The organism is Nocardia sp. NPDC051900 (assembly GCF_044452545.1).
Lineage (GTDB): Bacteria > Actinomycetota > Actinomycetes > Mycobacteriales > Mycobacteriaceae > Nocardia > Nocardia sichangensis.
Genome location: NZ_JBITBU010000008.1, coordinates 164746 through 187671, shown reverse-complemented (window position 1 = coordinate 187671; position 22926 = coordinate 164746). Strand labels below are relative to the sequence as shown.

25 protein-coding genes are annotated in these 22926 nt (G+C 67.8%); 17 read left to right on the top strand and 8 right to left on the bottom strand.

What is annotated here, in order from left to right; all coding sequences use genetic code 11:
- Positions 1 to 17 precede the first annotated feature (17 nt).
- The 6 genes from ACIA5H_RS15720 to ACIA5H_RS15695 all read left to right on the top strand — a co-directional run bounded on the left by ACIA5H_RS15720 (position 18) and on the right by ACIA5H_RS15695 (position 5791).
- The gene (locus ACIA5H_RS15720) at positions 18 to 824 is read left to right on the top strand and encodes a ribonuclease HII (protein WP_379251470.1); all 807 of its coding nucleotides are present in this window, start codon (positions 18 to 20) and stop codon (positions 822 to 824) included.
- A 46-nt stretch (positions 825 to 870) separates the two neighbouring features.
- On the top strand, positions 871 to 1176 hold the full coding sequence (locus ACIA5H_RS15715; RefSeq protein ID WP_011210678.1) for a DUF2469 domain-containing protein: 306 nt from the start codon (positions 871 to 873) through the stop codon (positions 1174 to 1176).
- Between the two features lie 101 nt (positions 1177 to 1277).
- Positions 1278 to 1634: a YraN family protein gene (locus ACIA5H_RS15710; protein ID WP_355069898.1), complete on the top strand. Its 357-nt coding sequence runs from the start codon at positions 1278 to 1280 to the stop codon at positions 1632 to 1634.
- On the top strand, positions 1635 to 3143 hold the full coding sequence (locus tag ACIA5H_RS15705; protein ID WP_364427199.1) for a YifB family Mg chelatase-like AAA ATPase: 1509 nt from the start codon (positions 1635 to 1637) through the stop codon (positions 3141 to 3143). It begins immediately after the preceding gene.
- Between the two features lie 509 nt (positions 3144 to 3652).
- Positions 3653 to 4813, top strand: a complete 1161-nt coding sequence (gene dprA, locus ACIA5H_RS15700; protein ID WP_379251469.1) for a DNA-processing protein DprA — start codon at positions 3653 to 3655, stop codon at positions 4811 to 4813.
- A gap of 54 nt (positions 4814 to 4867) precedes the next feature.
- Positions 4868 to 5791, top strand: coding sequence for a tyrosine-type recombinase/integrase (locus ACIA5H_RS15695; RefSeq protein ID WP_397076606.1), 924 nt, complete (start codon positions 4868 to 4870; stop codon positions 5789 to 5791).
- Positions 5792 to 6983: 1192 nt separating this feature from the next.
- Here the strand turns inward: ACIA5H_RS15695 and ACIA5H_RS15690 are convergent.
- Positions 6984 to 7481 (bottom strand): GNAT family N-acetyltransferase, encoded by a 498-nt coding sequence (locus ACIA5H_RS15690; RefSeq protein WP_397076605.1) that lies wholly within the window; start codon positions 7479 to 7481, stop codon positions 6984 to 6986.
- Between the two features lie 212 nt (positions 7482 to 7693).
- Here ACIA5H_RS15690 and ACIA5H_RS15685 point away from each other — a divergent pair, with 212 nt between their 5' ends.
- A complete protein-coding gene (locus ACIA5H_RS15685; protein ID WP_379251466.1) occupies positions 7694 to 8383 on the top strand; it encodes an FHA domain-containing protein in 690 nt (229 codons plus the stop codon).
- Positions 8384 to 8413: 30 nt separating this feature from the next.
- On the opposite strand, the gene ACIA5H_RS15680 is transcribed toward ACIA5H_RS15685, so the two are convergent.
- The 3 genes from ACIA5H_RS15680 to ACIA5H_RS15670 form a co-directional block, all read right to left on the bottom strand.
- Positions 8414 to 9079, bottom strand: a complete 666-nt coding sequence (locus ACIA5H_RS15680; protein WP_364427182.1) for a serine protease — start codon at positions 9077 to 9079, stop codon at positions 8414 to 8416.
- A gap of 177 nt (positions 9080 to 9256) precedes the next feature.
- The gene (locus ACIA5H_RS15675) at positions 9257 to 9535 is read right to left on the bottom strand and encodes a hypothetical protein (protein ID WP_379251464.1); all 279 of its coding nucleotides are present in this window, start codon (positions 9533 to 9535) and stop codon (positions 9257 to 9259) included.
- Between the two features lie 216 nt (positions 9536 to 9751).
- On the bottom strand, positions 9752 to 11215 hold the full coding sequence (locus tag ACIA5H_RS15670; RefSeq protein ID WP_397076604.1) for an MFS transporter: 1464 nt from the start codon (positions 11213 to 11215) through the stop codon (positions 9752 to 9754).
- 54 nt (positions 11216 to 11269) lie between these two features.
- Here ACIA5H_RS15670 and ACIA5H_RS15665 point away from each other — a divergent pair, with 54 nt between their 5' ends.
- The 5 genes from ACIA5H_RS15665 to ACIA5H_RS15645 all read left to right on the top strand — a co-directional run bounded on the left by ACIA5H_RS15665 (position 11270) and on the right by ACIA5H_RS15645 (position 16085).
- Positions 11270 to 12031: a TetR/AcrR family transcriptional regulator gene (locus ACIA5H_RS15665; RefSeq protein ID WP_397076603.1), complete on the top strand. Its 762-nt coding sequence runs from the start codon at positions 11270 to 11272 to the stop codon at positions 12029 to 12031.
- Between the two features lie 142 nt (positions 12032 to 12173).
- Positions 12174 to 12905: an acetoacetate decarboxylase family protein gene (locus ACIA5H_RS15660; protein WP_356961313.1), complete on the top strand. Its 732-nt coding sequence runs from the start codon at positions 12174 to 12176 to the stop codon at positions 12903 to 12905.
- 527 nt (positions 12906 to 13432) lie between these two features.
- Positions 13433 to 13831, top strand: a complete 399-nt coding sequence (locus ACIA5H_RS15655; protein WP_397076602.1) for a YidH family protein — start codon at positions 13433 to 13435, stop codon at positions 13829 to 13831.
- Positions 13828 to 14136 (top strand): DUF202 domain-containing protein, encoded by a 309-nt coding sequence (locus ACIA5H_RS15650; protein WP_379251460.1) that lies wholly within the window; start codon positions 13828 to 13830, stop codon positions 14134 to 14136. Before ACIA5H_RS15655 ends, ACIA5H_RS15650 begins: the two co-directional genes overlap by 4 nt.
- Positions 14137 to 14183: 47 nt before the next feature.
- Complete coding sequence (locus tag ACIA5H_RS15645) at positions 14184 to 16085, top strand: alkyl/aryl-sulfatase (RefSeq protein ID WP_379251459.1); 1902 nt, start codon at positions 14184 to 14186, stop codon at positions 16083 to 16085.
- 12 nt (positions 16086 to 16097) lie between these two features.
- Here ACIA5H_RS15645 and ACIA5H_RS15640 read toward each other — a convergent pair whose 3' ends face one another.
- The 4 genes from ACIA5H_RS15640 to ACIA5H_RS15625 form a co-directional block, all read right to left on the bottom strand.
- Entirely contained in the window at positions 16098 to 16589 is a 492-nt protein-coding gene (locus tag ACIA5H_RS15640) for a hypothetical protein (RefSeq protein WP_379251458.1), read from the bottom strand.
- A 102-nt stretch (positions 16590 to 16691) separates the two neighbouring features.
- Complete coding sequence (locus tag ACIA5H_RS15635) at positions 16692 to 17204, bottom strand: DUF1990 family protein (protein ID WP_397076601.1); 513 nt, start codon at positions 17202 to 17204, stop codon at positions 16692 to 16694.
- A 22-nt stretch (positions 17205 to 17226) separates the two neighbouring features.
- Positions 17227 to 17856 (bottom strand): M23 family metallopeptidase, encoded by a 630-nt coding sequence (locus tag ACIA5H_RS15630; protein ID WP_397076600.1) that lies wholly within the window; start codon positions 17854 to 17856, stop codon positions 17227 to 17229.
- 23 nt (positions 17857 to 17879) lie between these two features.
- Entirely contained in the window at positions 17880 to 18161 is a 282-nt protein-coding gene (locus tag ACIA5H_RS15625) for a hypothetical protein (RefSeq protein ID WP_397076599.1), read from the bottom strand.
- A gap of 379 nt (positions 18162 to 18540) precedes the next feature.
- On the opposite strand from ACIA5H_RS15625, the gene rpsB reads away from it, so the two are divergent.
- From rpsB to ACIA5H_RS15600, 5 genes are all read left to right on the top strand, one after another.
- A complete protein-coding gene (gene rpsB / locus ACIA5H_RS15620) occupies positions 18541 to 19353 on the top strand; it encodes a 30S ribosomal protein S2 (protein WP_355069923.1) in 813 nt (270 codons plus the stop codon).
- Between the two features lie 99 nt (positions 19354 to 19452).
- Positions 19453 to 20277 carry a translation elongation factor Ts gene (gene tsf, locus ACIA5H_RS15615; protein ID WP_355069925.1) on the top strand — a complete coding sequence of 275 codons (825 nt, stop codon included), beginning with the start codon at positions 19453 to 19455 and terminating at the stop codon, positions 20275 to 20277.
- 195 nt (positions 20278 to 20472) lie between these two features.
- Positions 20473 to 21201, top strand: a complete 729-nt coding sequence (gene pyrH / locus ACIA5H_RS15610) for a UMP kinase (RefSeq protein ID WP_039799499.1) — start codon at positions 20473 to 20475, stop codon at positions 21199 to 21201.
- A 50-nt stretch (positions 21202 to 21251) separates the two neighbouring features.
- Positions 21252 to 21809: a ribosome recycling factor gene (frr, locus tag ACIA5H_RS15605; protein WP_355069927.1), complete on the top strand. Its 558-nt coding sequence runs from the start codon at positions 21252 to 21254 to the stop codon at positions 21807 to 21809.
- A gap of 195 nt (positions 21810 to 22004) precedes the next feature.
- Positions 22005 to 22919 (top strand): phosphatidate cytidylyltransferase, encoded by a 915-nt coding sequence (locus tag ACIA5H_RS15600; RefSeq protein WP_379251573.1) that lies wholly within the window; start codon positions 22005 to 22007, stop codon positions 22917 to 22919.
- Positions 22920 to 22926 lie beyond the last annotated feature (7 nt).

Sequence of the window (22926 nt, the reverse complement as noted above, 5' to 3'; positions counted from 1 at the left end):
CGCTGGATAATTGAACGGTGGGGCAAGGTCGAGTGCCGGTGGGTAACGGTTGGCCGCCGCGTGTGGTGATGCGCAGGGCCGGAGGATTGCGCACGCTCGAGGCGGCGTTGATCCGCAGTGGTCTCGGGCCGGTCGCCGGTGTCGACGAGGCGGGGCGCGGCCCCTGCGCGGGACCACTGGTGGTGGCGGCGTGCCTGCTGGCGCCGAAGGCCTACGACAGGCTGGCCGGCCTCGACGATTCCAAGAAGCTCACCGAGGCCACTCGCGAAGAGCTGTACCCGGTGATCGTCCGTCTGGCACTCGCTTATCAGGTCGTCGTGATCCCGGCCTGGGAGATCGACTCGATCGGCATCCACGTCGCCAATATCGAGGGGATGCGCCGCGCCGTGGCCGGGCTCGGGCGCACTCCCGGCTACGTGCTGACCGATGGGTTCCGGGTGCCCGGCATACCGGTGCCTTCGTTGCCGGTGATCGGCGGCGACGGTGCGGCGGCCTGCATCGCGGCGGCCAGCATCCTGGCCAAGGTCACCAGGGACCGCATCATGGTCGAGCTGGACGGGCGGTTCCCCGGCTACGGATTCGCCGCCCACAAGGGCTACAACACGCCCGAGCACACCGCCGCGTTGCAACGTCTCGGCCCGAGCAGCGAGCACCGGCGCTCCTGGCGCAACGTGCGCGAAGCCGCCGGGTTGCGCCCGGTCGCGGCGGCGGCCGATGTCGCGGACGCCGTACTGGCCGAGGGCTTGGACGAAGCGCTGTCGGAGCACATTCCGAACGGGCGTACGGCTGGCCGAGTAGCTACCGACGCAGCGCATGCGCGATGATGTCACCACACGACGCGATGCGGCGAGAAGGAGGACGTCCCACCCGATGAGTGCCGAGGACCTCGAGAAGTACGAAACCGAGATGGAGCTCTCGCTGTATCGCGAGTACAAGGACATCGTCGGTCAGTTTTCGTACGTGGTGGAGACCGAGCGCCGCTTCTACCTGGCCAATTCTGTGGAGCTGCGGCCGCAGAACGCGGACGGCGAGGTGTACTTCGAGGTGCGGATGAGCGACGCGTGGGTCTGGGACATGTACCGCCCGGCCCGCTTCGTCAAGCACGTCCGGGTCATCACCTTCAAAGACGTCAACATCGAGGAGCTGGAGAAGCCGGACCTGCGCTTGCCCGAGTGAGCCCGCTCGGCGTTCTGCACAGCGACTCGGTTATCAACAGGTTTTCCGATTCCCCCGGTCGGCGGCGCTGACCTGATCCGGCTGCGGCGCACGCTGGCCGGGTGACGGACAAACAGGCGCTCGGCGCGCACGGGGAGGAATTAGCGGCGGACTTTCTGCGCGCCGCGGGGATGGAAATCGTCGCCAGGAACTGGCGGTGCCGATACGGCGAGCTCGATCTGATCGCCCGAGACGGGGATGTGACCGCGTTCGTCGAGGTCAAGACCCGCTCCGGGCTGGGCTACGGCACTCCCGCGGAGTCGGTCACCTTCGCCAAGCGGCAGCGGATCCGGCGGCTGGCGCTGCTGTGGCTGGCCGAGCAGGACGGACCGTGGCGGCGCATCCGGTTCGACGTGGTGTCGGTGCTGGTGGCGCGGGGGCGTACACCGGTCATCGACCATCTCGAGGCGGTGTTCTGAATGGCGCTGGGGCGGGCGCACTCGGTCGCCGTCACCGGCGTGGACGGTCTGCTCGTCGAGATCGAGGCAGATATCGGACAGGGCCTGCCATCGGTCCACCTGGTCGGGCTTCCCGACACCGCGTTACAGGAGTCCCGTGACCGGATCCGCTCCGCGGTGGCGAACTCGGGGGAGAAGTGGCCCGACGGCCGGGTGGTTCTCGCGCTGTCGCCCGCGACACTGCCGAAGCTGGGCAGCGTGTACGACTTGGCGCTCGCGATCGCCGTGCTGGACGCGTCCGGCTCGGTGCCCTCCGAACGGCTCGCGAAGACGGTGCTGCTCGGCGAACTCGCGCTGGACGGACGGGTGCGGCGAGTGCGCGGCATCCTGCCCGCCGTGCTCGCCGCGCGCAGGGCGGGCTGGTCGACCGTCGTGGTGCCCGCGGTGACACTGGCGGAGGCCGGGCTCGTCGAGGGTATCGAGGTCTTCGGGGCGCGCAGTTTGCGCGCGGTGGTGGCCTGGTTGCGCGGGGAAGGCGCGCTCGACGAGCCGGACGGCGACCTGCCGGACACGGTGCGCCACGGCGGCGATCTGAGCGAGGTGGTGGGGCAGGAAGAAGCCCGCTGGGCTCTGGAGGTGGCCGCGGCGGGCGGGCACCACCTGCTGCTGACCGGGCCGCCCGGCATCGGCAAAACCATGCTGGCCCAACGTCTTCCTGGGCTGCTGCCACCGCTCACGGAGACCGAGGCGCTGGAGGTCACCGCCATCCACTCCATGGCGGGCACACTCGCAGGCGATCACCCGTTGGTCACCGCGCCGCCGTTCGTCGCCCCGCACCACTCGACCTCGGTGACCGCGATGATCGGCGGCGGCTCGGGGACCGCAAGGCCGGGCGCGGTCAGCCGAGCCCACCGCGGCGTCCTGTTCCTCGACGAATGTGCCGAGCTCGGCACGAAAGTGCTGGAAGCGATGCGAACGCCGTTGGAAGAAGGGGAAGTGCGCATCGCCCGGCGCGACGGTGTCGCGCGGTACCCGGCTCGCTTCCAGCTGGTACTGGCGGCCAATCCGTGCCCGTGTGCTCCGGCGCGCGACGTCGACTGCATCTGCGCGCCGCTGGCTCGCCGTCGCTATCTCGGCAAATTGTCCGGTCCGCTGATGGACCGGATCGACATCTGGGTGCGGATGCACGGGCAGTCCGGCGCGGCGTTCAGCACCGATGCGGCCGAGAGCAGCGAGGTGGTCCGCGGCCGGGTCGCTGTCGCACGGCGCGCCGCCGCCGCCCGGTGGCGCGAATACGGATGGCTCACCAACGCCGAGGTTCCCGGCCACATCCTGCGTCAACGATTCCGGTTGCCGCGTGAATCGCTCGCTCCGGTCGAGGCCGCGTTGCGCCTCGGTCGCATGTCCGCGCGGGGTGCCGACCGAGCCATCCGCGTCGCGTGGACCATCTGCGATCTGCGCGGCGGCGAGCTGCCCTCGGCGCAGGACGTACTGTCCGCGTTGAACTTCCGTCAGCGGGGTGCGCAATGAGCGCGACGGTGCCGCCCGAAGGCGCGGACGACCTGCCTGTGGCGGCCGATGTGCCCGCGGTGGTGGACGTGCCTCGAAGCATTGATTTATCCGGCGTCGTGAATCTGCCAGCGATCGTCGGCGCCCCTGTGGTCTTCGGGGCAATGGCGGGGGCCCACATGCGCGCAGCCGCAGATGCGCCTGCAGTCGCCGAGGTGGTTGTTCCTGGTGTCGGACAGGCGCGTGAGGCCGTGGACGTGCCCGCGTCAATAGATCTGCCTGCCCGGGCGGGTTTGTCCGTGGTTGTAGACGTGGCTGGGAATACGGAAGGGCGCGAGGTGGATGTGCCTGCCGTCGTCGAGGTGCCCGCGATGGTGGCGGTCTCTCGAGCCGGGGACTCGAGTGCAGGCGCGGATCGCCCTGTGCTCGCGGAGGTGGCTGCTACGGCGAACGTAGTACCGGTTGTCGAGACGCCGGCAGCGGCGGGCGTTCCTGGGGTCGTAGATGCGCCTGCGGTGGTTGGTGTGCCCGTGAGCGGGGCGGGATCGTCGTCCGGTGAATGCGACGACCCGCGGCTCGCGTGGGTGTATCTGTCGCGGGTGGTGCAGGGGCCGTGTGCTCCGTTGTCGGCGCTCATCGAGTCGGTCGGGGTTGTCGAGGCGGCCCGTGCCGTGCGGGAGTGCGCGTTGCCCGAGCCGCTTCGCGGGCCCACGGCGCAGCGGCGCGACATCGACCTCGCGGCGCGGGATCTCGAGATCATCGAGCGGATCGGCGGGCGCGTGGTGACGCCGGACGATCCGGAATGGCCCGCATGGCGCATGCTCGGTCTCGCCCAGCTCGAGCCGGGCAAGGATCGCGACGGCGCGGTACCGCTGGTGTTGTGGGTACGTGGCCCGCGCTCGCTGCTGGAATCCAGTGAACGCGCGGTGGCGGTGGTCGGGGCGCGGTGCAGCACCGGCTACGGAAACCGGGTCACGGGGGAGATCGCGGGCGACCTCGCCGCGCAGGGGTGGACCATCGTGTCCGGAGCGGCGTTCGGTATCGACGGCATGGCGCACCGGGCGGCGCTGGCGGTGGAAGGCCCCACTATCGCCGTCCTGGCCTGCGGCATCGACCGGCCCTATCCGGTGCAGCACGAACGCCTGCTGGCCGATATAGCCGAATCAGGCTTGGTCGTCAGCGAATACCCGCCCGGCGTCACCGCACAGAAGCATCAGTTCCTGGCCCGGAACCGCTTGATCGCCGCTCTCGCCGACGGCGTGCTCGTCGTCGAGGCGGGCCTGCGCAGCGGCGCGCGCAACACCGTCAAATGGGCACGCCGCATGGGTCGTCCCGCCTTGGCCGTGCCGGGTCCGGTGACCTCGGCCGCTTCGGTGGGCTGTCACCGCATGATTCGCGACGGCGAAGCCCTGCTGGTGACCCGAGCCGAAGAAGTCGTCGACGAGGCCGGACCGTTGCGGCTGTCGATCCCCGCGGCGGCAGCGGGCGGCAATCCGGATGATCAGCTGACCGGAGACGACGCGCTGGTCTTCGCCGCGCTGCCGAGAATCGGCTCACGACTGCCACTGGAGGTCGCCCGGCAGTGCGGATTGTCGCTTCCGGTGGTCCGTGCGACTTTGTCCGCTCTCGAATTGGCGGGTCTGGTGTCCAGTGACGAAAGCGGTTGGCACCGAACGGTACGGGGTCGATGAGCGTGTTCGGCGCGGTCGCTTGCCATCCGGACCACGGGTGGGGACGGTGGAGGCATGGACGAACTGCCCGAAGACCTGGAAGCGCTGCTGACGGAGTACGGCAGGCATCTGCGGCTCGGGCGCAACCGCTCGGAGCACACGGTGCGCGCGTATCTGGGGGACGCGCGATCCTTGCTGGAGCATCTGTACGCGCGATCGGCGGATTCGGCGATTCGCGAACTGGACCTGATGTTGCTGCGTTCGTGGCTGGCCCGGCAAGCCGCCGCGGGTGCGGCGCGCACGACCGTGGCCCGGCGGGCGTCATCGGCGCGCACGTTCACCGCGTGGCTCACCCGGACCGGCCGGCTGCCTGTCGATCCCGGACTGCGTTTGGGGTCGCCGAAGGCGCATCGCGTGCTGCCCGCCGTACTCGGGCGGCAACAGGCGCTCGGTGCCATGGACGCGGCGGAATCCGGTGCCGCGCAGCGCGATCCGATGGCGCTGCGCGATCGGGCGATCGTGGAATTGCTGTACGCCACCGGTATCCGGGTCAGCGAGTTGTGCGGGCTGGACATCGAAGACGTGGACCGCGAGCGGCGCGTGGTGCGGGTGCTCGGCAAAGGCAACAAGGAGCGCTCGGCGCCGTTCGGCACGCCCGCCGACGAGGCGGTAGGCAACTGGCTGCGCTACGGACGCCCCGCTTTCGCCACCGCGGACTCGGGTCGAGCGCTGCTGCTCGGCCGCCGCGGCAGGCGCTTGGATCAGCGCCAGGCCAGAACCGTTGTGCACGAGGTGGTCTCGGCCATCCCCGGCGCACCGGACCTGGCGCCGCACGGTCTGCGGCACACCGCGGCGACCCACCTCCTCGAGGGCGGTGCCGACCTGCGCGTGGTCCAGGAACTCCTCGGACACGCAAGCATGGCCACCACCCAGCTCTACACCCACGTCTCCATCGACCGTCTCAAGAAGGTGCACGACCAGGCTCACCCCCGCGCCTGACCCGCTCGTGGGGCGGTGGCGGCGTGCGTGCACGTTGGTTCCGCCGATACCCAAGTGATCGGTCCGGGTGAGGGCCGAGCGAACGAGTGCATGCAGCCCACCTTCGGCGACGCGGCGTCCATCGGCTTCGGCCCTTTGGGGTCACGCGGAGACGGCAGCATCTCGAAGGCGACGACAAACAGCCCGGCTGTCGATGCCAATCACGGCGTCGGCAACCGGTCGGATGGCCGGGCACGCTGTCCTCCGGTACCGCCAGCGGGTGCGTACGTGCACAGTGCGCCGGACCCATGGCTTTGGCCTGTTGGAGCGCGTGCGGCCCGTGGCGTGCCGCTGGGCCTGCCGGAGTGTGCGGAGGGCGGTGGTCCGTGTGTTGGCCTGCTGGAGCATGTGCGAGTGTGGGCGGCCCGTGGCGTGCCGCTGGGCCTGCTGGAGTGTGCGTGAAGGCGCGCCGTTCGTGTGTTGGCCTGTGGAGCATGTGCCGAGTGCTGGCGGCCCGTGCTGGCCGTCCTGGAGTGTCTGGGGGCGGTGGTTCGTGTGTTGGCGTGCTGGAGCGTGTGTGAGTGCTGGCGGCCCGTGCTGGCCATCCTGGAGTGTGTGCGTGGGGGCGGCGGTTCGTGCGTAGCCTGCTGGAGTGTCTGGGGGCGGCGGTTCGTGTGTTGGCCTGCTGGAGTGTGTGCGAGTGCTGGCGGCCCGCGCTGGCCATCCTGGAGTGTGTGCGTGGGGGCGGCGGTTCGTGCGTAGCCTGCTGGAGTGTCTGCGGGCGGCGGTTCGTGCCTTGCCCTGCCTGAGCGTGTGCGTGTGTTGGCGGCTGGTGCCCTTGGCTTGCTGGAGTGTGTGAGGTCGGCGGTTCGTGCGTGGGCCTGCTGGAGAGTGTGGGTGAGGGAGGCGCGGCTCGTCCGTTGGCCTACCGGAGTGTGGGCGGCCGGTGCTCTTGGCCTGCTGGACTGTGTGCAAGTGTGGGCGGGGCCAGTGCCTTAGCCTGCCTGCGCGTGTGCGTGGGAGGCCGTGTGGGCTTCATCGGGTGAGCCGCATCCATTTTGCTCGTCGCGCCCCTGCCGAACCTGCATCTTCGGTGCGGTCGCCGATTCCGCCCGGGCGGTGCGCGCAGCCACTTACGCCACCCGGCATAGTCGCAGGTCGCGATCTCCCGGACAAAGGGAGTGAGCGGACAAGCGACAACATCCGCGACCCGTCACGGGCTGACGTAGTAATGCACCCGCGCCTCTTGTCCATCCGAGGTATGCCAACCGCCGGGCCCGCTGTACACCTGCCGCCAACCGTGCCGCTCGTACATCGCTATCGCCGCCGCACTGTCGAAGGCCACGGTGAGTACAGCACGGTGCCCCAGGCCCGCGGCCATGCGCGCAGTCGCGGTCAGCAACTGCGAACCCACTCCCACCCGGCGCGCGGTCGGGACGACATACAGCCGGATCACCGAGACGACAGTCTCCGCGCCGACCGATTCGCTCACGACCTCCGGTATTCCGCCGCCCGTGCCGAGTCCGGCGTGCCCGACCAACGCTCCGTCGTGTTCGGCGACAAGGGCCGCGAGGAGTTTGGGCGGCGACAGCCAGCCTGCCGGGTTCGCAGGCCACACGTCCGGATACCGATCGCTGTCGTGGACGTGCCGCAGTGCCGCGGCGCAGGCGTCGAGATCACCCTCGGTGCGCGGTCGAATGATGACGCTCATCTCGGCCATTCTTATTGCCCCACGCTGGAGGCAGCATTATTCAGACCGATCGGTTGGATTTCCGTTCATTGTCGTGCACTGCGGTCCGGTACTGCCTCGCTCGCGCAGCGAAGTAGTCGAATACGCATGTGATCGGCGTTGAGAAAGGGCACCCTTGAGGTAGCGAATCAGTGCCCGCAGTTCACGGCGTACTTCGAGTGGGAAGACGAGCGATGTCTACGTCCAGCGGACCGGAGGCCCTGCGTCGCGAACTGCACCCACTGGTGGGGCAGTCCGCGTGGCGACGCTCGGCCATCGCTTCCGCCTCGCCGCAGCCCGCCGCACCGGACGGGGCGCGGGAGATCTCCCTCGACGGCGGCGCGTCCAGGATGACGATCGGGCGCTCCGTCGCCGCCGACATCATCGTGACTTCCGACCCGACCGTGTCCCGGCTGCACGCCATTCTCGAGCGGGTGGGCGGATGCTGGACCATCGTCGACGACGGATTGTCCAAGAATGGGACATTCGTCAATGGCGAACGTGTGGGCGGTCGGCGGAAGCTCGGTTCCGGCGACATGATTCGCGTAGGTCGATCGGTATTCGTCTTGCGGGTCGACGAGTCCTTCGACGAGGAAATGACTCTCGCCCATTCACCACTGCCGACCCGAAACTCCCTTACCCCGGCCCAGTATGTGGTTCTCGAGGCGCTGTGCCACCCGTACGACGCGCGCGACGCGTACTCGTACCCTGCCTCCAACCGGCAAATCGCGGACAATTTGTGTCTGAGTCTGTCCACGGTGAAGACGCATATGCGGGCGCTGTTCCGGATATTCCAGGTCGAAGCCTTACCCCCGAACCAGAAAAGGCTGTTCCTGGTCGAACGCGCTATCGAATTCGGCATCATAACCGACCAGGAGAGGTAAGGCTCCGGCTGGGAACGAAATGAAATCCGATCAGATCGGCTGAAAACCGGACCCTGCCCCGCCGCGTGCATTTACGTCTGCGACGACCGCGGTGATGTCGGCGCCGAGTTCCGGTCCGAGACACGGCACCCCCAAGTAACCGTTGACCATGCCGACGAGCGTCGTTCCGACGACGAGCGGAGCGCCCGAATCTCCCTCGGCGACACATGTTTGGCTCCACGTCGAATTGCCGCCCGTCAACATATCGCCGTAGGCAGGCCCGCAGGTCCGGCCGGTCGTCCTGCCTTCCTTGCAGACGGTGTCCGGGAATCGAGCCGGTCCGCCCAGGCCGGTGATGGTGGTTCCGCCCACTTGGTTGACCGGCGTCACCTTCCCCGGATCGAATTCGATGACGGCATAGTCCATGTCGTTGTTGGCGTAGACGATGGTGCCGAGGGTGCCGGCGTCGCGATCGTTCTCCGAGACGATGGCGGCATTCGCCCCACCACAATGCCCCGCGGTGAACCCGACCAGCCGACCACCGGAGTCGCGTCCGATCGTGGTCAGAGTGCAGATGTTCTGACCGCCGACGACGATGCCGGAGCCGCCACCCAGCACGGATGGCGTCGCGGCCTGCGCGGTCCCAGGTGCTCCGAACGGCGCTGTCAGCGCGGCGAATGCCGCCGCAGCGCCCACGAGTTTCCTGAACTTGGTCATCCGGTAATTCAACCGCACTTGTCCGTGCGTCACCGTCGATTCCCAGATGTTCACGTGGCATGGATACGGCTCGAAACAAATTTCTTCATCGGGGTGGGAATCGATGGTCAGAAGTGATGCGCCTCGGGTCTACGCCCGAGGCGCACTCGTGTTCGACGAGCTTATGACGAAACGCGATCAGGCGGCGCAAACGGCCACGGCAACCGCATTGGCCACCGGCGGAAGCAGCAACAGAGGAGCGCAGAAAATGCCCAGCGGCCAAATCAGGCCCAGTGTCGCGGGCTCGACCTGGACAGGTACCGGATGGTCCGCCACTTGCACCGGTCCCGGTGCTACGTCCGGGGCTGCGGAAGCGAAACCTGACCCGAGGGCGATGATCGGTGCGAGCGCTACCGCCGCCGCCGTTACGCGCATTTTGTTCGTGATCATGATGTCTCCAGTGGTTGATTGCTTCACCAGCCCTCGTTTGTTGAAGGCCTCAGTGTGAACACACAACCAACTCTGCTCGGAGCAAGCGCAAGAGGCCATCAGCCTCCGGGTCGGAATCATTCATACCGGAGGAGGCGAGAAGACATCGGAATCGCTATTCTGCGCAAACGAATGTGGCCGCCGAATCAGGCGGCGCCGCGCCGGACGGTGATCTCACCTACCCGGCGCGGCCCGCCGAAACGATCAGCCGTGCGCGACCGGAGCGGGATCCGGCTGCTCGGTCGATTGCGGACGCCGGGCGCGCAGCAGCACCGCGCCGAGCACGGCGGCGGCGATGCTGAATCCGGCGCTGATCCACGCGCCCGTGGACATGGCGGCGGTGAAGGCGTCCTTGGCGGGCTCGACGTAGCCGAGCTGGAAGGCGGCGCCGATGGATTCACGCGCCGCGTCGGGCGCGTCGGCGGGCATGTTCGAGGTGAACACACCGGCCAGCACGCTACCGAGGACGGCGATGCTGATCGCCATGCCGACTTGCTGGATCGTGTCGTTCATCGCGGAGCCGACACCGGCGTGCTCCAGCGGAATGGCACTCATGATGGCCGCGTAGGCGGCCGGACCCGCCAAGCCGCCGCCCACACCCATCACCAGCATGCTGACCAGCACCCAGAGATATCCGCTCCCGAGCGCGAGGATGCCGAAGGCCACTCCCATGACGAGCAGGCCGGACACGACGAGTGTCTTGTTGCTCAGCGTCTTGCCGAGCGTCGCGCCGAGGCCGTTGCAGACCGCGGCGGCCACGGCGTACGGGAGCAACGCCAGTCCGGCCTTCATCGGGCCGTAGCCGAGTACGAACTGCAAGTACTGAGTGAGCATCAGCATGACCGCACCCATGCCGAAGACCATCAGCAACAGGGTGAAACAGGTGCCGGTGAAATCGCGGCTGCGGAACACCGCCAACGGCAGCATCGGATGTGCCGATCGGCTCTCCCAGATGACGAAGGCGGTCGCCGCGACAGCGGCCAGCGCGAGCACGCCGACGTTCCATTCCCGTTCGATGATCACGTAGACCGTGGCGCTCAGCGCCACGACGGACAGGACGACGCCGACGAGATCGACCGGTCGCTGCTCGCCGGTGGTCTCCGGCATCAGCACGACGGCCGCGATGATCGCGAGCACCGCCACCGGGATATTGAGCAGGAACACCGATCCCCACCAGTAGTGCTGGAGCAGGAAGCCGCCCAGCGTGGGACCGGCGACGATGCCGACCATGGAGACCGTCGACCACGCCGCCATCGCCGTGCGCCGTTCGTCCTCGGCGAAGCTGGTCATCAGGATCGACAGCGTCGACGGCATCAACAGCGACCCACCGACGCCCATCGCGACGCGGGCGGCCACGACCTGCCACGGTTCGGTCGCCAGTACGGCGGCCAGCGAGGCCATCCCGAACACGGCGAGTCCGGTGATCAGCGCTCGTCGCCTGCCGAACCGGTCGGACAAGCTGCCCGCGGTCAGCAGGAGCCCGGCGAAGACCAGCACGTAGGCGTCCAGGATCCACTGGACATCCGACGGTGTCGCGCCCAGTTCCCGAATCAGCGAGGGGATGGCGAGATTCAGCACGGTGCTGTCGAGCATCAGCACCAGCAAGGACAGGCAGAGGACCCCCAGGACCCACCAGCGCCGGGGGTCTCGCACAATGTTCGATTCCACTCGCACAGCGTACGAGAAAATCGAACAGTGTGCGAGCGATTATAAGATCGTGTTGTGACCAAGCAGTTCGCGTCGGTATGGACCAAGCAGCCGCGCCAGCCCAAATCGCCCGGGCTGCGCCGCGAGCAGATCATCGCGGCGGCCGTCGAGATTCTCGACGCCGAGGGGCTGGAGTCGCTGAGCATGCGCAAGCTCGGCGCGAAACTGGGTGCGGGGGCGACCAGTCTCTACTGGCACGTCTCCAACAAGGACGAGTTGCTGGAATTGGTGCTCGACGAGTTCTGGGGTCTGGTCCGGACTCCGGAGCCCGAGGAGGCGTCCTGGCGTGAACTGCTGAACACCTTCGCCTACAACTTGCGCGCGTCCATCAGGGAGCACCCATGGATGGCGTCGCTGGTCGGGCAACTGCCGAGCATCGGGCCCAACTCGCTGCGTTTGAGCGATCGGCTGCGCCGCGCGTTCGTCCGGGCGGGTTTTCATGGCGTGGACATCTATCTGGCCAGCGGCACGGTGATGTGTTTCGTCTTAGGCCAGGTGATTCCGGAGATCGCATGGGACAAGGTGTCCGAGGGGATGGAGATCGACGCCGACGGCGTGCTGCGCGTGATGCAGGACGTGGCCGGCGACTATCCCGAGATGCTGGCGGACTATCGGGCGACCGTGCCGACCGACCAGGAGGCCGGGCGTGCGATGGCGTTCGACTTCGGCTTGCTCTGCGTCCTCGATGGCCTGGAAGCTCGCCTGCGCAACCTGCGGGAACCTGGGCAAGAGTCGCGGGCGGCGGGATCTCCCATGGGTGACGCCGATCGAACGTGAAACAGGTTCTCGGTAGTTGAAACGAGGTGAGAATCGGGATTGTGCCGATAAATTGAAACGTGTTCTATAGACGTGATCCGGTACCGGATCACGCATGGCCACGCGGCGCGCCCGAGCGCCGATGCGCAGAAAGGCGTCTGACGTGAGCACGCACACCGTTCTCGGCCGAGAGGTGCGCATGCCGGTCCGCATCCGGCTCGCGCACGCGTTCATGGCCACCTATCTGGTGCCCGCTGAACGGGCGCAGCGCCTCATCGACTACTCCGGCTTGGGGATTCTCCGGCTCCCGGGCGGGCGGGCGATGTGCACGCTGGTCTTCGTCGACTACGTCGACGGCGATCTGGGGCCGTACAACGAGTTCGGCGTCTCGTTCATGGTGCGCCACCACACCGCGGGGGCGCCCTCCGGAATCGGCGACCTGCGGGCGCTGGTGACCGGGCAGGCCGGCGTGTTCATCCACAAGCTGCCGGTGGACGGCGAGTTCACTTTGGCCGCAGGGCGTGGCATCTGGGGCTTTCCGAAGGAACTCGCCGAATTCGTCGTCGATCACGACGGCCGCACGCCCAGCGGCGCGCTGCACCAGGACGGGCAGCTCATCGCCGATCTCACGGTGCGGCCGGGGTTCGCGACCCCGAACGGCCGCGCCGCGGCGTCCTCGTTCGACGCCTACTCGCACATCGACGGCGTCACTCGCTGCACGCGCTGGGAGATGCGGCCTTCCGGCATGCGTGCGCGTTTCGGCGGGGCGGAGCTGACGCTGGGCGACCATGCGATCGCCGCGGAACTCCGGTCGCTCGGCCTGCCGCGGCGTGCGTCGATGTCGTCGTCCGTCTCGCGGCTGGCGATGACGTTCGAAGACGCGATCTCGATCTGACGTGCCTTCCGCATAACCACCCGGTCACGGGCGGGTGGGGTACGTGGACGGTCCGGCGCGCCTGCGGTTAGCCTGGCTTAGCGGATCGTTTGCCAACGCTCTCAGTTATGGAGTGTGCCCGTGATCGTCGCCGACCGGACCTGCGTCGCTGATGGGCGCTGTGAACAGCGGATATCGCAAGATTCCGGGTGGCTTGCGCAAGCTATTTCCGGTCCCGGACACGCGTCGAAACTTTGGTTGCTGATTTATTCGGAAACGTTCGGGTCTTCGGCCGGCCGACCGGACCGCTCGATGGTCAGCGTGCTCGCCCGGGCAAGATTCTCAGGACACGTAGCGGAGTCGGTCGCGTTCCCGCCGCCGGTGATGGTGCGCCGCGAGCTACCCCGATCCCCACTAGCGTGGTGTGTCGTGACCACCGTGCAGTCCGGCGTCCTCCTGCGCATCGGAACACCGCCTGGCGCAACGACATGCAGACCCGCGGGGCGCGAGCGGGGCGCCCTCGCGAGGCGCAGGTGGGCGGACGCCCGATGTCGTTCGACCCGAACCGAGGCGGCGTGACGCTCCCGAACCCGAACCCCGGAGCCGAAGGGGAAGAGGGTGAGGAGGAGCTCGACTATCGCTTCACGCTCGCCAACGAGCGCACCTTCCTGGCTTGGATGCGGACCTCGCTCGGACTGCTGGCCGGTGGCGTCGCGGTGCACACACTGGTTCAGTCGTTCCGGATCGCGGGATTGCGGCGCGCGATCGCGCTCAGCTGCCTGGTCTTGGCGGCGATCGTCGCGATCGGCGCGTACGGGCACTGGCGGCGCATCGGCGTGGCCATGCGGCGCGGCGATCCGCTGCCGGAGACGGTGCTGGTGCCGATCCTGTCGGCGGGCATCGCGATCGTCTCGGTACTGGCGGCGGTGGCGGTGCTGCTGCGGTGAGCGCGCCACATCTATCCGCCGAACGCACCGCACTGGCGTGGCGGCGCACCGCCGTGTCGGCGATGGTCGTCGGCACGCTGTTCCTGCATCAGGCTCTCGGCAGCGGATGGCGTGCGGCCGCGGTCGCGCCCATCGGCGCCGCGATCGCGATGGCGGCGCTGACGGGGGCTTGTTATCTGCGTAACCGCGGTCTTCGCCGGGGCCGCTATGCCCACGGCAGCCGCGTCATCACCGCGACGGCCGCGGCTGTGGTCGTGGTCGCGCTGGCCGCCGCGGCGGCCGGTTCTCTCGAACCGCTGCCCTGACCGGGTAGCGGCCCAGCAAAGTTGGCCGAGACGACAGGAGGACGACAATGTGCACAGCGAGCGAGCCGAGCGGCTTCATCGTCGCGGAGCACGAGCGTGCGACCGCCGCGCTGCCATTCGCCGACACGACCGATCTGGCCGACGCCGATCGCGGCTTCGTCGCCGCGCTGGATCCCGGGGTGGTCACCTCCGAAGACGGAACCGTCGTCTGGGACAACGACTCCTACTCGTTCCTGCGCGAACCCTGCCCGCCCTCGGTCCATCCGAGCCTGTGGCGGCAGTCCGGCCTCGCGGTGCGACAGGGGTTGTACGAGGTCTGCGCGGGCATCTATCAGATCCGTGGTTTCGACATCTCCAATATGACGCTGGTCGAAGGCGAGACCGGAGTCCTCGTGATCGATCCGCTGATCTCGGTCGAGACCGCCGCGGCCGGTCTCGCGCTCTACCGCGCGCATCGTGGCGACCGCCCGGTGACCGGTCTGATCTACACGCATTCGCACGCCGACCATTTCGGCGGAGCCTGCGGCGTCATCACCGCCGAGGAGGTCGAGACGGGACGCTGCCCGGTGCTGGCGCCCGCCGGATTCCTGGAACACGCGGTGGCGGAGAACATCTACGCGGGCACGGCGATGGCGCGCCGTGCGGGGTACATGTACGGCGCCGTGCTGCCGCGCGGTCCGCTGGGCGCGGTGGGCTCCGGGCTGGGCCAGACCACGTCGGTCGGCACGGTCACGTTGATCCCCCCGACCGTCGACATCACCGCCACCGGGGAAGAGAAGACGATCGACGGCATACGGATGGTCTTTCAGCTCACGCCCGGCACCGAAGCGCCCGCGGAGATGAATTTCCACTTCCCCGACCGTCGCGCGCTGTGCATGGCGGAGAACGCGACCCACACCCTGCACAACGTGCTCACGCTGCGCGGCGCACTGGTGCGTGACGCGCATGTCTGGGCGAAATACCTGACCGAGGCGATCAACCTGTTCGCCCGTGACTCCGACGTCGTCTTCGCCTCGCACCATTGGCCGACCTGGGGCACCGACCGCCTGGTGGAGTTCCTCTCGCTGCAACGGGATCTGTACGGGTATCTGCACGACCAGACCGTCCGCCTGCTGAACCAGGGCTACGTCGGCGCGGAGATCGCCGAGCTGGTCGCCCTCCCGCCCGCCATCGAGGAGGCCTGGCACGCGCGCGGGTATTACGGCTCGGTCAGTCACAACGTGAAGGCTGTCTATCAGCGCTACATGGGGTGGTTCGACGGCAACCCCGCACATCTGTGGGAGCATCCGCCGGTCGAATCCGCTCGGCGGCACGTGGAATTCATGGGTGGTGCGGAAGAAGTACTCCGCAGAGCGCGGGCCTCCTACGACGCCGGGGACTACCGCTGGGTGGCGCAGGTGGTCAACTATGTCATCTTCGCCGATCCGGACAACGACGCCGCGAAAGAATTGCAGGCCAGCACATTCGAGCAACTGGGCTACGGCGCGGAGAACGCCACGTGGCGCAACTTCTATCTCAGCGGCGCCTACGAACTGCGCTACGGCTCGTTCGGCACGCCCACCAAGACGGAATCGGCCACCATGGCGGCGGCGCTGTCCGTCGACCAGATCTTCGACGCGCTGGCGTTGCGCGTCGACGGCCCGAAGGCGTGGAACCATCGGCTGGTGACGGACTGGATCCTCACCGACCAGGACCGCACCCATCGGCTCGAGTTGCGCAACGGCCGCCTCACCCACTTCGACGTCGCCGCGGGCATGTCCCTGCCGGAAGCCGATGCCGCCTTCACGCTGGCCAAGGCAACACTGATCCGCGTGCTGCTGGCCGGCGACGACTTCGGCGTCGCGGCGGCCGCCGGCGACATCGTCATCGAGGGAGACGTCACCAAGCTCGCCGAACTGGTCGACATCTTCGACGCCCCGGACCCCGATTTCGCGATCGTCACACCGTAGTTCGCGCTTTTCTCATCTCGCCTCGCGGCCGAAGAAATAGCCGACCACGATCCCGGCGAGGCCCGACACCGGCGCCAGGTATTGCGTCAGTTCCTGTGCGGGCAGACCTTTGACGATGCCGAACATGACTCCGGCCACCGTGCCCGCCACCAGCGCGGCGGCGAGTCCTGCGCGGTAGCGCGCCTCCAGGATCTTGTTCCTCGCCTCCGCCTCTTCTTTGATCAGCTCGGTGCGGCGCGACTCGGCCTGCAGTTCATGGTCGCGCCGAGCTCGGTCGACGGCCTCGGTGTCGGCATAGGCCGATGCTTGGTATTCGCGCTTCGCCGTGATGTAGGTCATCATCTGGTCGAACGAAAGGGACTCGACGCCCATCAGTCGAGAAGATTCGATGATCTCCTGGATCTCGGCACGGCTGTCGAGTGCCTCGCCGTAAATGGGCGAGGGGGGATCGCTGTCCACAGGGAAATTCACAGGACCCTCGGCCATTTCGGGTTCGCCGGTCACCGGAACATTATCGCCCCGTCCGCGCTGCCCTGCTGGTTGATCAAAAGTTCTGATACAAAGCCATTTTCGGTTGTTCCGAACGTACGGCCGTTCCGTCATCGTTCAATCGGACGTCGGCAATGTCGCGAGGTATCGGCCCGCGACGAAGCGCTGGGTCAGCCGCATCACGGGTCCGCCGAGCCGGGCGTACCAGGTGGCTGGGCGGGAGAACGCGACGATCAGCCCGTACACCATGTCATCGGCGGAGTCGTACTCGACCGCGAACAATTCTTCACCGGAGGCCGGGTGTCCGGGCAGGGTGCCGTAGGCGAAACCCCGCCGGTCGGGTTCGTCGAGGACGTACACCACGCGGCACGGAGCGGTGATCCCGAACGGACCGACTCCGAGCCGCACGGTGACGGCGGTGCCGGGCTCGGCCGTCGGAGTATCGGCGGATCGGAAGATCCCGGTGCCCTTCTGCACGCGGTAGGCCAGAATTTGCGCCCCCGCCTGCTCGAACAGCGCGCGTCCCCGGCCGATGCGCCGCCGCAGCCGTAACCCGTGATAGCCCTCCGGCACCACACCCCGGGTCGCGCCGAGTTCGGAGTACGTGAACGGCTCCAGCCCATCCGCCATGTCCTGATCTTCGCCCCACGGCCTACGGTCTCGCCACCTTCTGCCGCAGACACGCCGGTCCGGGGGCGCGCCGAGGCCGCCGACCGATGCGCTGCGACGCGGCGGATCGTCCGACGCTGGAACCAGGACGCACCGGCTTGAGCCGCAGGGGAGTGAGATGCAGAAGCCCTAGGGGGTCCAGATACTCACGGTCGCGGTGGAGACCGCCCTCGACGCGGGCTCCCCAGTGGAGGCACACCGCCACGCATCCCAGATGCCCGGACTCCAGCGTGCCGATCCGGGTACCTCGTCCGACCCGCCTTCCCACGGGGACTTCGGCGCGAACGGGCTCGTATGTCGTGCGCAGCCCGCCGGGGTGGTCGATGGAAACAACCGGCTTGTCGGCCACCGTTCCGGCGAAAATGACGATCCCCGCTCCCGCCGCGAGCACAGCTTGCCCCTCGGCGCCTGCCAGATCGACCCCGCGATGCCCCGGTAGCCAGTTCTGCGCGGGTTTGTCGAAGTGCCGAACCACCGCGGGGCGCGGCTGCAGGGGCCAGTCGAATCGCCCTTCGGGTCGGGCTGTCGCGGTCGGGGCCGCCGCGACGATTGCGGCGATGCCGAGAGCCAGCGCCGAAGAAGACCGCCGCCGCATCGCATTCGACCTGGTCATTCGCGCCGCGCCTTGAGGGCCGACTACGACCCGCACAGGGGTGCGGGCGGTGCGCACAGGTCGCTACCGGAGGCGGAACTCGTCTCATGCCGGTCGTCCTTACCGCCACCGAGTCCGGCTTGCCGGAAGGGCAGCGGCGCGCGACGCGGCAGGCCGGACAGAGACGGCAGGCAGACGGAGCCCGTGCAGGCCCCGAGCCCGGGTTTCGCGGCAGGCGTCTCGGCCCCGACCGGCGGCGCGGTCACTATGCCGAGCGCGAAGAACAGCGGAAGAAGAAGGGTTGTCGCGGTGGAGATCGGTTTCATGGCTCAACCCTTCCGCGGTTCCGGCGTCGCCGAGGGCTCGATCCGTGGAATGGGGATAACCCGCTCGACTGTGGAAAGCCGCCGTTCCGCCTGGTCGGAGGCTTCGGATCGGACCGATTTAGATCTGGTGCCCCGAGGTCGTAAACTGATCGAGCGGTCTGTGCGTGCATGGACCGACTTCGCGCGCCACCGTGCTTGTTCATAGCGGCGCTGTTCGAATCGAGCTCGAGACAAATTGGGTTCGCGGCAGCGTGTTCGGAACAGGGAATCGCCGGCTGGTCCCCACCTTCGTGGTCGGGTCCGACGATTCGGTGGCGCCAGGGCAGCGGATCGCCGATTCGCTGCGTCAACCGGCAAACGAAAGAGAGATACGGGAGCTATGGCTGTCGTAACCATGAAGCAGCTGCTCGATAGCGGCGCACACTTCGGACACCAGACCCGGCGCTGGAACCCGAAGATGAAGCGGTTCATCTTCACCGACCGCAACGGCATCTACATCATCGACCTGCAGCAGACGCTGACCTACATCGACAAGGCCTACGAGTTCGTCAAGGAGACCGTCGCCCACGGTGGCACCGTCCTCTTCGTCGGCACCAAGAAGCAGGCCCAGGAGTCGATCGCGGCCGAGGCGACTCGCGTCGGGATGCCCTACGTCAACCAGCGCTGGCTGGGCGGCATGCTCACCAACTTCTCCACCGTGCACAAGCGTCTGCAGCGCCTCAAGGAGCTCGAGGCCATGGAGCAGACCGGTGGTTTCGAGGGTCGCACCAAGAAGGAAATCCTCATGCTGACGCGTGAGATGAACAAGCTGGAGCGCACCCTCGGCGGTATCCGCGACATGCAGAAGGTGCCCTCGGCCATCTGGGTCGTCGACACCAACAAGGAGCACATCGCCGTCGGTGAGGCGCGCAAGCTGAACATCCCGGTCATCGCGATCCTGGACACCAACTGCGACCCCGACCTGGTCGACTACCCGATCCCGGGCAACGACGACGCGATCCGCTCCGCCGCACTGCTGACCAAGGTCGTCGCCTCCGCGGTGGCCGAGGGCGTGCAGGCGCGCGCCGGTCTGTCCTCGGGCGACGAGAAGCCGGAGGCGGGCGCGGGCGAGCCGCTGGCCGAGTGGGAGCAGGAGCTGCTCGCGCAGGCCGCCCCCGGCGCCGAGGCCGCAGAGACGTCCGCCGAGGCCTGAGCGGACTCGTAACCAGCTGTTTCGGCGGCGATCACGAGCCAGTGCCATCGTGATCGCCGCTGTCAACATCCACACTTCTCCAAAGGAGGCTCGCCGAGAATGGCGAACTACACCGCTGCCGACGTGAAGCGGCTCCGGGAGCTGACCGGCTCCGGCATGATGGATTGTAAGAACGCGCTGGCCGAGACCGACGGTGACTTCGACAAGGCCGTCGAGCTGCTGCGCATCAAGGGCGCGAAGGACGTCGGCAAGCGTGCCGAGCGCACCACCGCCGAAGGCCTGGTCGCCGCCAAGGACGGCGTCATGGTCGAGATCAACTCCGAGACCGACTTCGTCGCGAAGAACGCGGAGTTCCAGCAGCTGGCCGAGCAGGTCGTCGCCGCGGCGGCGTCCGCCAAGCCAGGCGACCTGGACACGCTGAAGGCTCTTGACCTGGGCGGCAAGACCGTCGACGAGGCTGTGCAGGCGCTCGCCGCGAAGATCGGCGAGAAGCTCGAGCTGCGCCGCGTCATCTCGCTGAACGGCCCGGTCGCCACCTATCTGCACAAGCGTGCCTCCGATCTGCCGCCCGCCGTCGGCGTGCTGGTCGAGTACACCGGTGAGGGCGACGCTGCGGCCGAGGCCGCTCGCGCCGCCGCCATGCAGGTCGCCGCGCTCAAGGCCAAGTATGTGACCCGCGACGAGGTTCCCGCCGACCTCGTGGAGAACGAGCGCCGCATCGCCGAGCAGACCGCTCGCGAGGAGGGCAAGCCCGAGGCCGCGCTGCCGAAGATCACCGAGGGCCGGGTCAACGGCTTCTTCAAGGACGTCGTGCTGCTCGAGCAGCCGTCGGTCACCGATTCGAAGAAGACCGTCAAGGCTCTGCTGGACGAGGCCGGTGTCACCGTCACCCGCTTCGCCCGCTTCGAGGTCGGCGCGAACTGAGTTTCGCCGCACCTTCAGCGTGCAGGCCCCCCGCCGACCGAACGAACGCCGGTTGACGGGGGGCCTTCTGCTGCCGCTCCAACCGAATAAGGCAGGATAGATGCCGCTCTGCCTTGCTCTACGTCACAGGCGCCTGCCGTGAGCAACGAATCGCCGGAAGAACGACAATCCCTCGCCGAAGGAGACTGGAGACCCATGACGGACCCGGGGACCGATCGCCCAGGATATCGCCGGGTACTGCTGAAACTCGGCGGAGAGATGTTCGGCGGCGGGAAGGTCGGACTCGACCCGGACGTGGTGCAGACGGTGGCCGAGCAGATCGCCGAGGTGGTCGCCACCGGCGTCCAGGTGGCCGTGGTGATCGGGGGCGGGAACTTCTTCCGCGGCGCCGAACTCGAGGAGCGCGGCATGGAACGCGCGCGCTCGGACTACATGGGCATGCTCGGCACGGTGATGAACAGCCTTGCGCTGCAAGACTTTCTGCAGCAGCAAGGCGTGGACACCCGGGTGCAGACCGCGATCACCATGGGCCAGGTCGCCGAGCCCTACCTCCCGCTGCGCGCCAAGCGGCATCTGGAGAAGGGCCGCGTGGTCATCTTCGGAGCGGGCATGGGCATGCCGTACTTCTCCACCGACACCACCGCCGCGCAGCGCGCGCTGGAGATCGGCGCGGACGTGGTCTTGATGGCCAAGGCGGTCGATGGAGTGTTCACCGCCGACCCGCGCGTCGACGAGACCGCGACCATGTACACCGAGATCACCCACAAAGAGGTCATCGAGCGCGACCTCAAGGTCGCGGACGCGACCGCCTTCAGCTTGTGCATGGACAACCAGATGCCGATTCTGGTGTTCAATTTGTTGACCAAGGGCAATATCGCCCGCGCGGTCGCCGGTGAGAAGATCGGCACACTGGTTCGGTCCTGATACCCGCCGACCGCGGATCATGACATGACGACGCTGTGGAGGAAACGGTCGTGATTGAAGAAGCGCTCTTCGACGCCGAGGAGAAGATGGAGAAGGCCGTCTCGGTGGCGAAGGACGATCTCGGAACCATTCGCACCGGTCGCGCGAATCCGGGCATGTTCTCTCGGGTCGTGGTCGACTACTACGGATCGCCGACCCCGATCACCCAGATGTCCAGCATCACGGTGCCGGAGCCGCGCATGGTCGTGATCAAGCCCTACGAGGCGGCCCAGCTCGGGCCGATCGAGACCGCGATCCGCAATTCGGATCTCGGCGTCAACCCCACCAACAACGGGGACATCATCCGCATCTCGGTGCCGCAGCTGACCGAGGAGCGCCGCCGTGAACTCGCCAAGCAGGCGAGAGGCAAGGGCGAGGACGCCAAGGTCGCCATTCGCAATGTCCGTCGCAAGGCGATGGACGAACTGGGCCGCATCCAGAAAGATGGCGAGGCGGGCGAGGACGAGGTCGGGCGTGCCGAGAAGGAGCTCGACAAGACCACCGCCAAGTATGTCGGCCAGATCGATGAACTGGTCAAGCACAAGGAAGCCGAACTGCTCGAGGTCTGACGCGGATCGGTCGGCAGGAGTGACCGGGCCCGGAGGAGGCCCAAGTCACCGCGAGTGCCGCCCGTGACAGCGCCGAGGCCCGCCCGGGCGGGGGACGAACGGAACGACGAGTTGAGCGACGGGACAATCGTGGCCGAGAATGCCGCCGCGACCGGTGCGGCAGAGGAGCCGCCGGTGAACGGAACAGCCGATGCGATGCGACAACACGCGCACGATGCTGGTGCTTCCGGTTATGAACGGTTAGGCGGTCCCGCGAATCCCGCCGCGGCGCACACCGCTCCCGCCTCGAGTGGTTCGCGGGCGGGTCGCAATCTGCCCGCCGCGCTGGCCGTCGGCTTCGGCCTCGGCCTCTCGCTGATCGCGATCCTGCTGTTCGTGCCGAAGGTGTTCATCGGCGTCGCGGCGGCCGGGGTCGGCGTGGCCACCTGGGAGGTCGCCAAGCGCCTGCGCGAGGCCGATGTGCTCGTCCCGCGGATTCCGCTGATCGTGGGCGGCCAAGCGGTGTTCTGGCTGGGCTGGCCGTACGGCGCCAGCGGTGTCGCGGGCGCGTTCGCCGCGACCACGCTGATCTGCATGGCGTGGCGGCTGTTCGACCACGGCTTACGGACAGCTCCACGAAACTTCTTGCGCGACACCGCTATCACGGTGTTCACGCTCGCCTGGATTCCGCTGCTCGCCTCCTTCGCCACCCTGCTGCTGCTCGAGCCCGACGGCAACCTGCGGGTGCTGACCTTCATGATCCTGGTGGTCTGCTCCGACGTCGGCGGTTATGTGGCGGGCGTGCTGTTCGGCAAGCATCCGATGGTGCCCTCGATCAGCCCGAAGAAGTCGTGGGAGGGTTTCGGCGGCTCGCTGGTGTTCAGTGTGATCGGCGGTCTGCTCACGGTGACGCTCCTGTTGGATGCCAACTCGATGATCGGCGTCGTCCTCGGCGTCGGCCTGGTGCTGGTGGCCACTTGCGGCGATCTGATCGAATCGCAGATCAAGCGCGAACTCGGCATCAAGGACATGGGCACGCTGCTGCCGGGCCACGGCGGCATCATGGACCGCCTCGACTCCATGCTCCCCTCGGCGTTCGTCTCCTGGCTGGTGCTGTCCACGCTGCTGTGATCCGGCG

Bases quoted from the DNA above. Each gene is read 5' to 3' on its own strand.
- ACIA5H_RS15715 (WP_011210678.1), top strand. From the start codon at position 871: ATGAGTGCCGAGGACCTCGAGAAGTACGAAACCGAGATGGAGCTCTCG.
- ACIA5H_RS15705 (WP_364427199.1), top strand. From the start codon at position 1,635: ATGGCGCTGGGGCGGGCGCACTCGGTCGCCGTCACCGGCGTGGACGGT.
- ACIA5H_RS15695 (WP_397076606.1), top strand. From the start codon at position 4,868: ATGGACGAACTGCCCGAAGACCTGGAAGCGCTGCTGACGGAGTACGGC.
- ACIA5H_RS15690 (WP_397076605.1), bottom strand. From the start codon at position 7,481: ATGAGCGTCATCATTCGACCGCGCACCGAGGGTGATCTCGACGCCTGC.
- ACIA5H_RS15685 (WP_379251466.1), top strand. From the start codon at position 7,694: ATGTCTACGTCCAGCGGACCGGAGGCCCTGCGTCGCGAACTGCACCCA.
- ACIA5H_RS15680 (WP_364427182.1), bottom strand. From the start codon at position 9,079: ATGACCAAGTTCAGGAAACTCGTGGGCGCTGCGGCGGCATTCGCCGCG.
- ACIA5H_RS15655 (WP_397076602.1), top strand. From the start codon at position 13,433: ATGTCGTTCGACCCGAACCGAGGCGGCGTGACGCTCCCGAACCCGAAC.
- ACIA5H_RS15645 (WP_379251459.1), top strand. From the start codon at position 14,184: ATGTGCACAGCGAGCGAGCCGAGCGGCTTCATCGTCGCGGAGCACGAG.
- ACIA5H_RS15635 (WP_397076601.1), bottom strand. From the start codon at position 17,204: ATGGCGGATGGGCTGGAGCCGTTCACGTACTCCGAACTCGGCGCGACC.
- ACIA5H_RS15630 (WP_397076600.1), bottom strand. From the start codon at position 17,856: ATGACCAGGTCGAATGCGATGCGGCGGCGGTCTTCTTCGGCGCTGGCT.
- ACIA5H_RS15625 (WP_397076599.1), bottom strand. From the start codon at position 18,161: ATGAAACCGATCTCCACCGCGACAACCCTTCTTCTTCCGCTGTTCTTC.
- rpsB (WP_355069923.1), top strand. From the start codon at position 18,541: ATGGCTGTCGTAACCATGAAGCAGCTGCTCGATAGCGGCGCACACTTC.
- tsf (WP_355069925.1), top strand. From the start codon at position 19,453: ATGGCGAACTACACCGCTGCCGACGTGAAGCGGCTCCGGGAGCTGACC.
- pyrH (WP_039799499.1), top strand. From the start codon at position 20,473: ATGACGGACCCGGGGACCGATCGCCCAGGATATCGCCGGGTACTGCTG.
- ACIA5H_RS15600 (WP_379251573.1), top strand. From the start codon at position 22,005: ATGCGACAACACGCGCACGATGCTGGTGCTTCCGGTTATGAACGGTTA.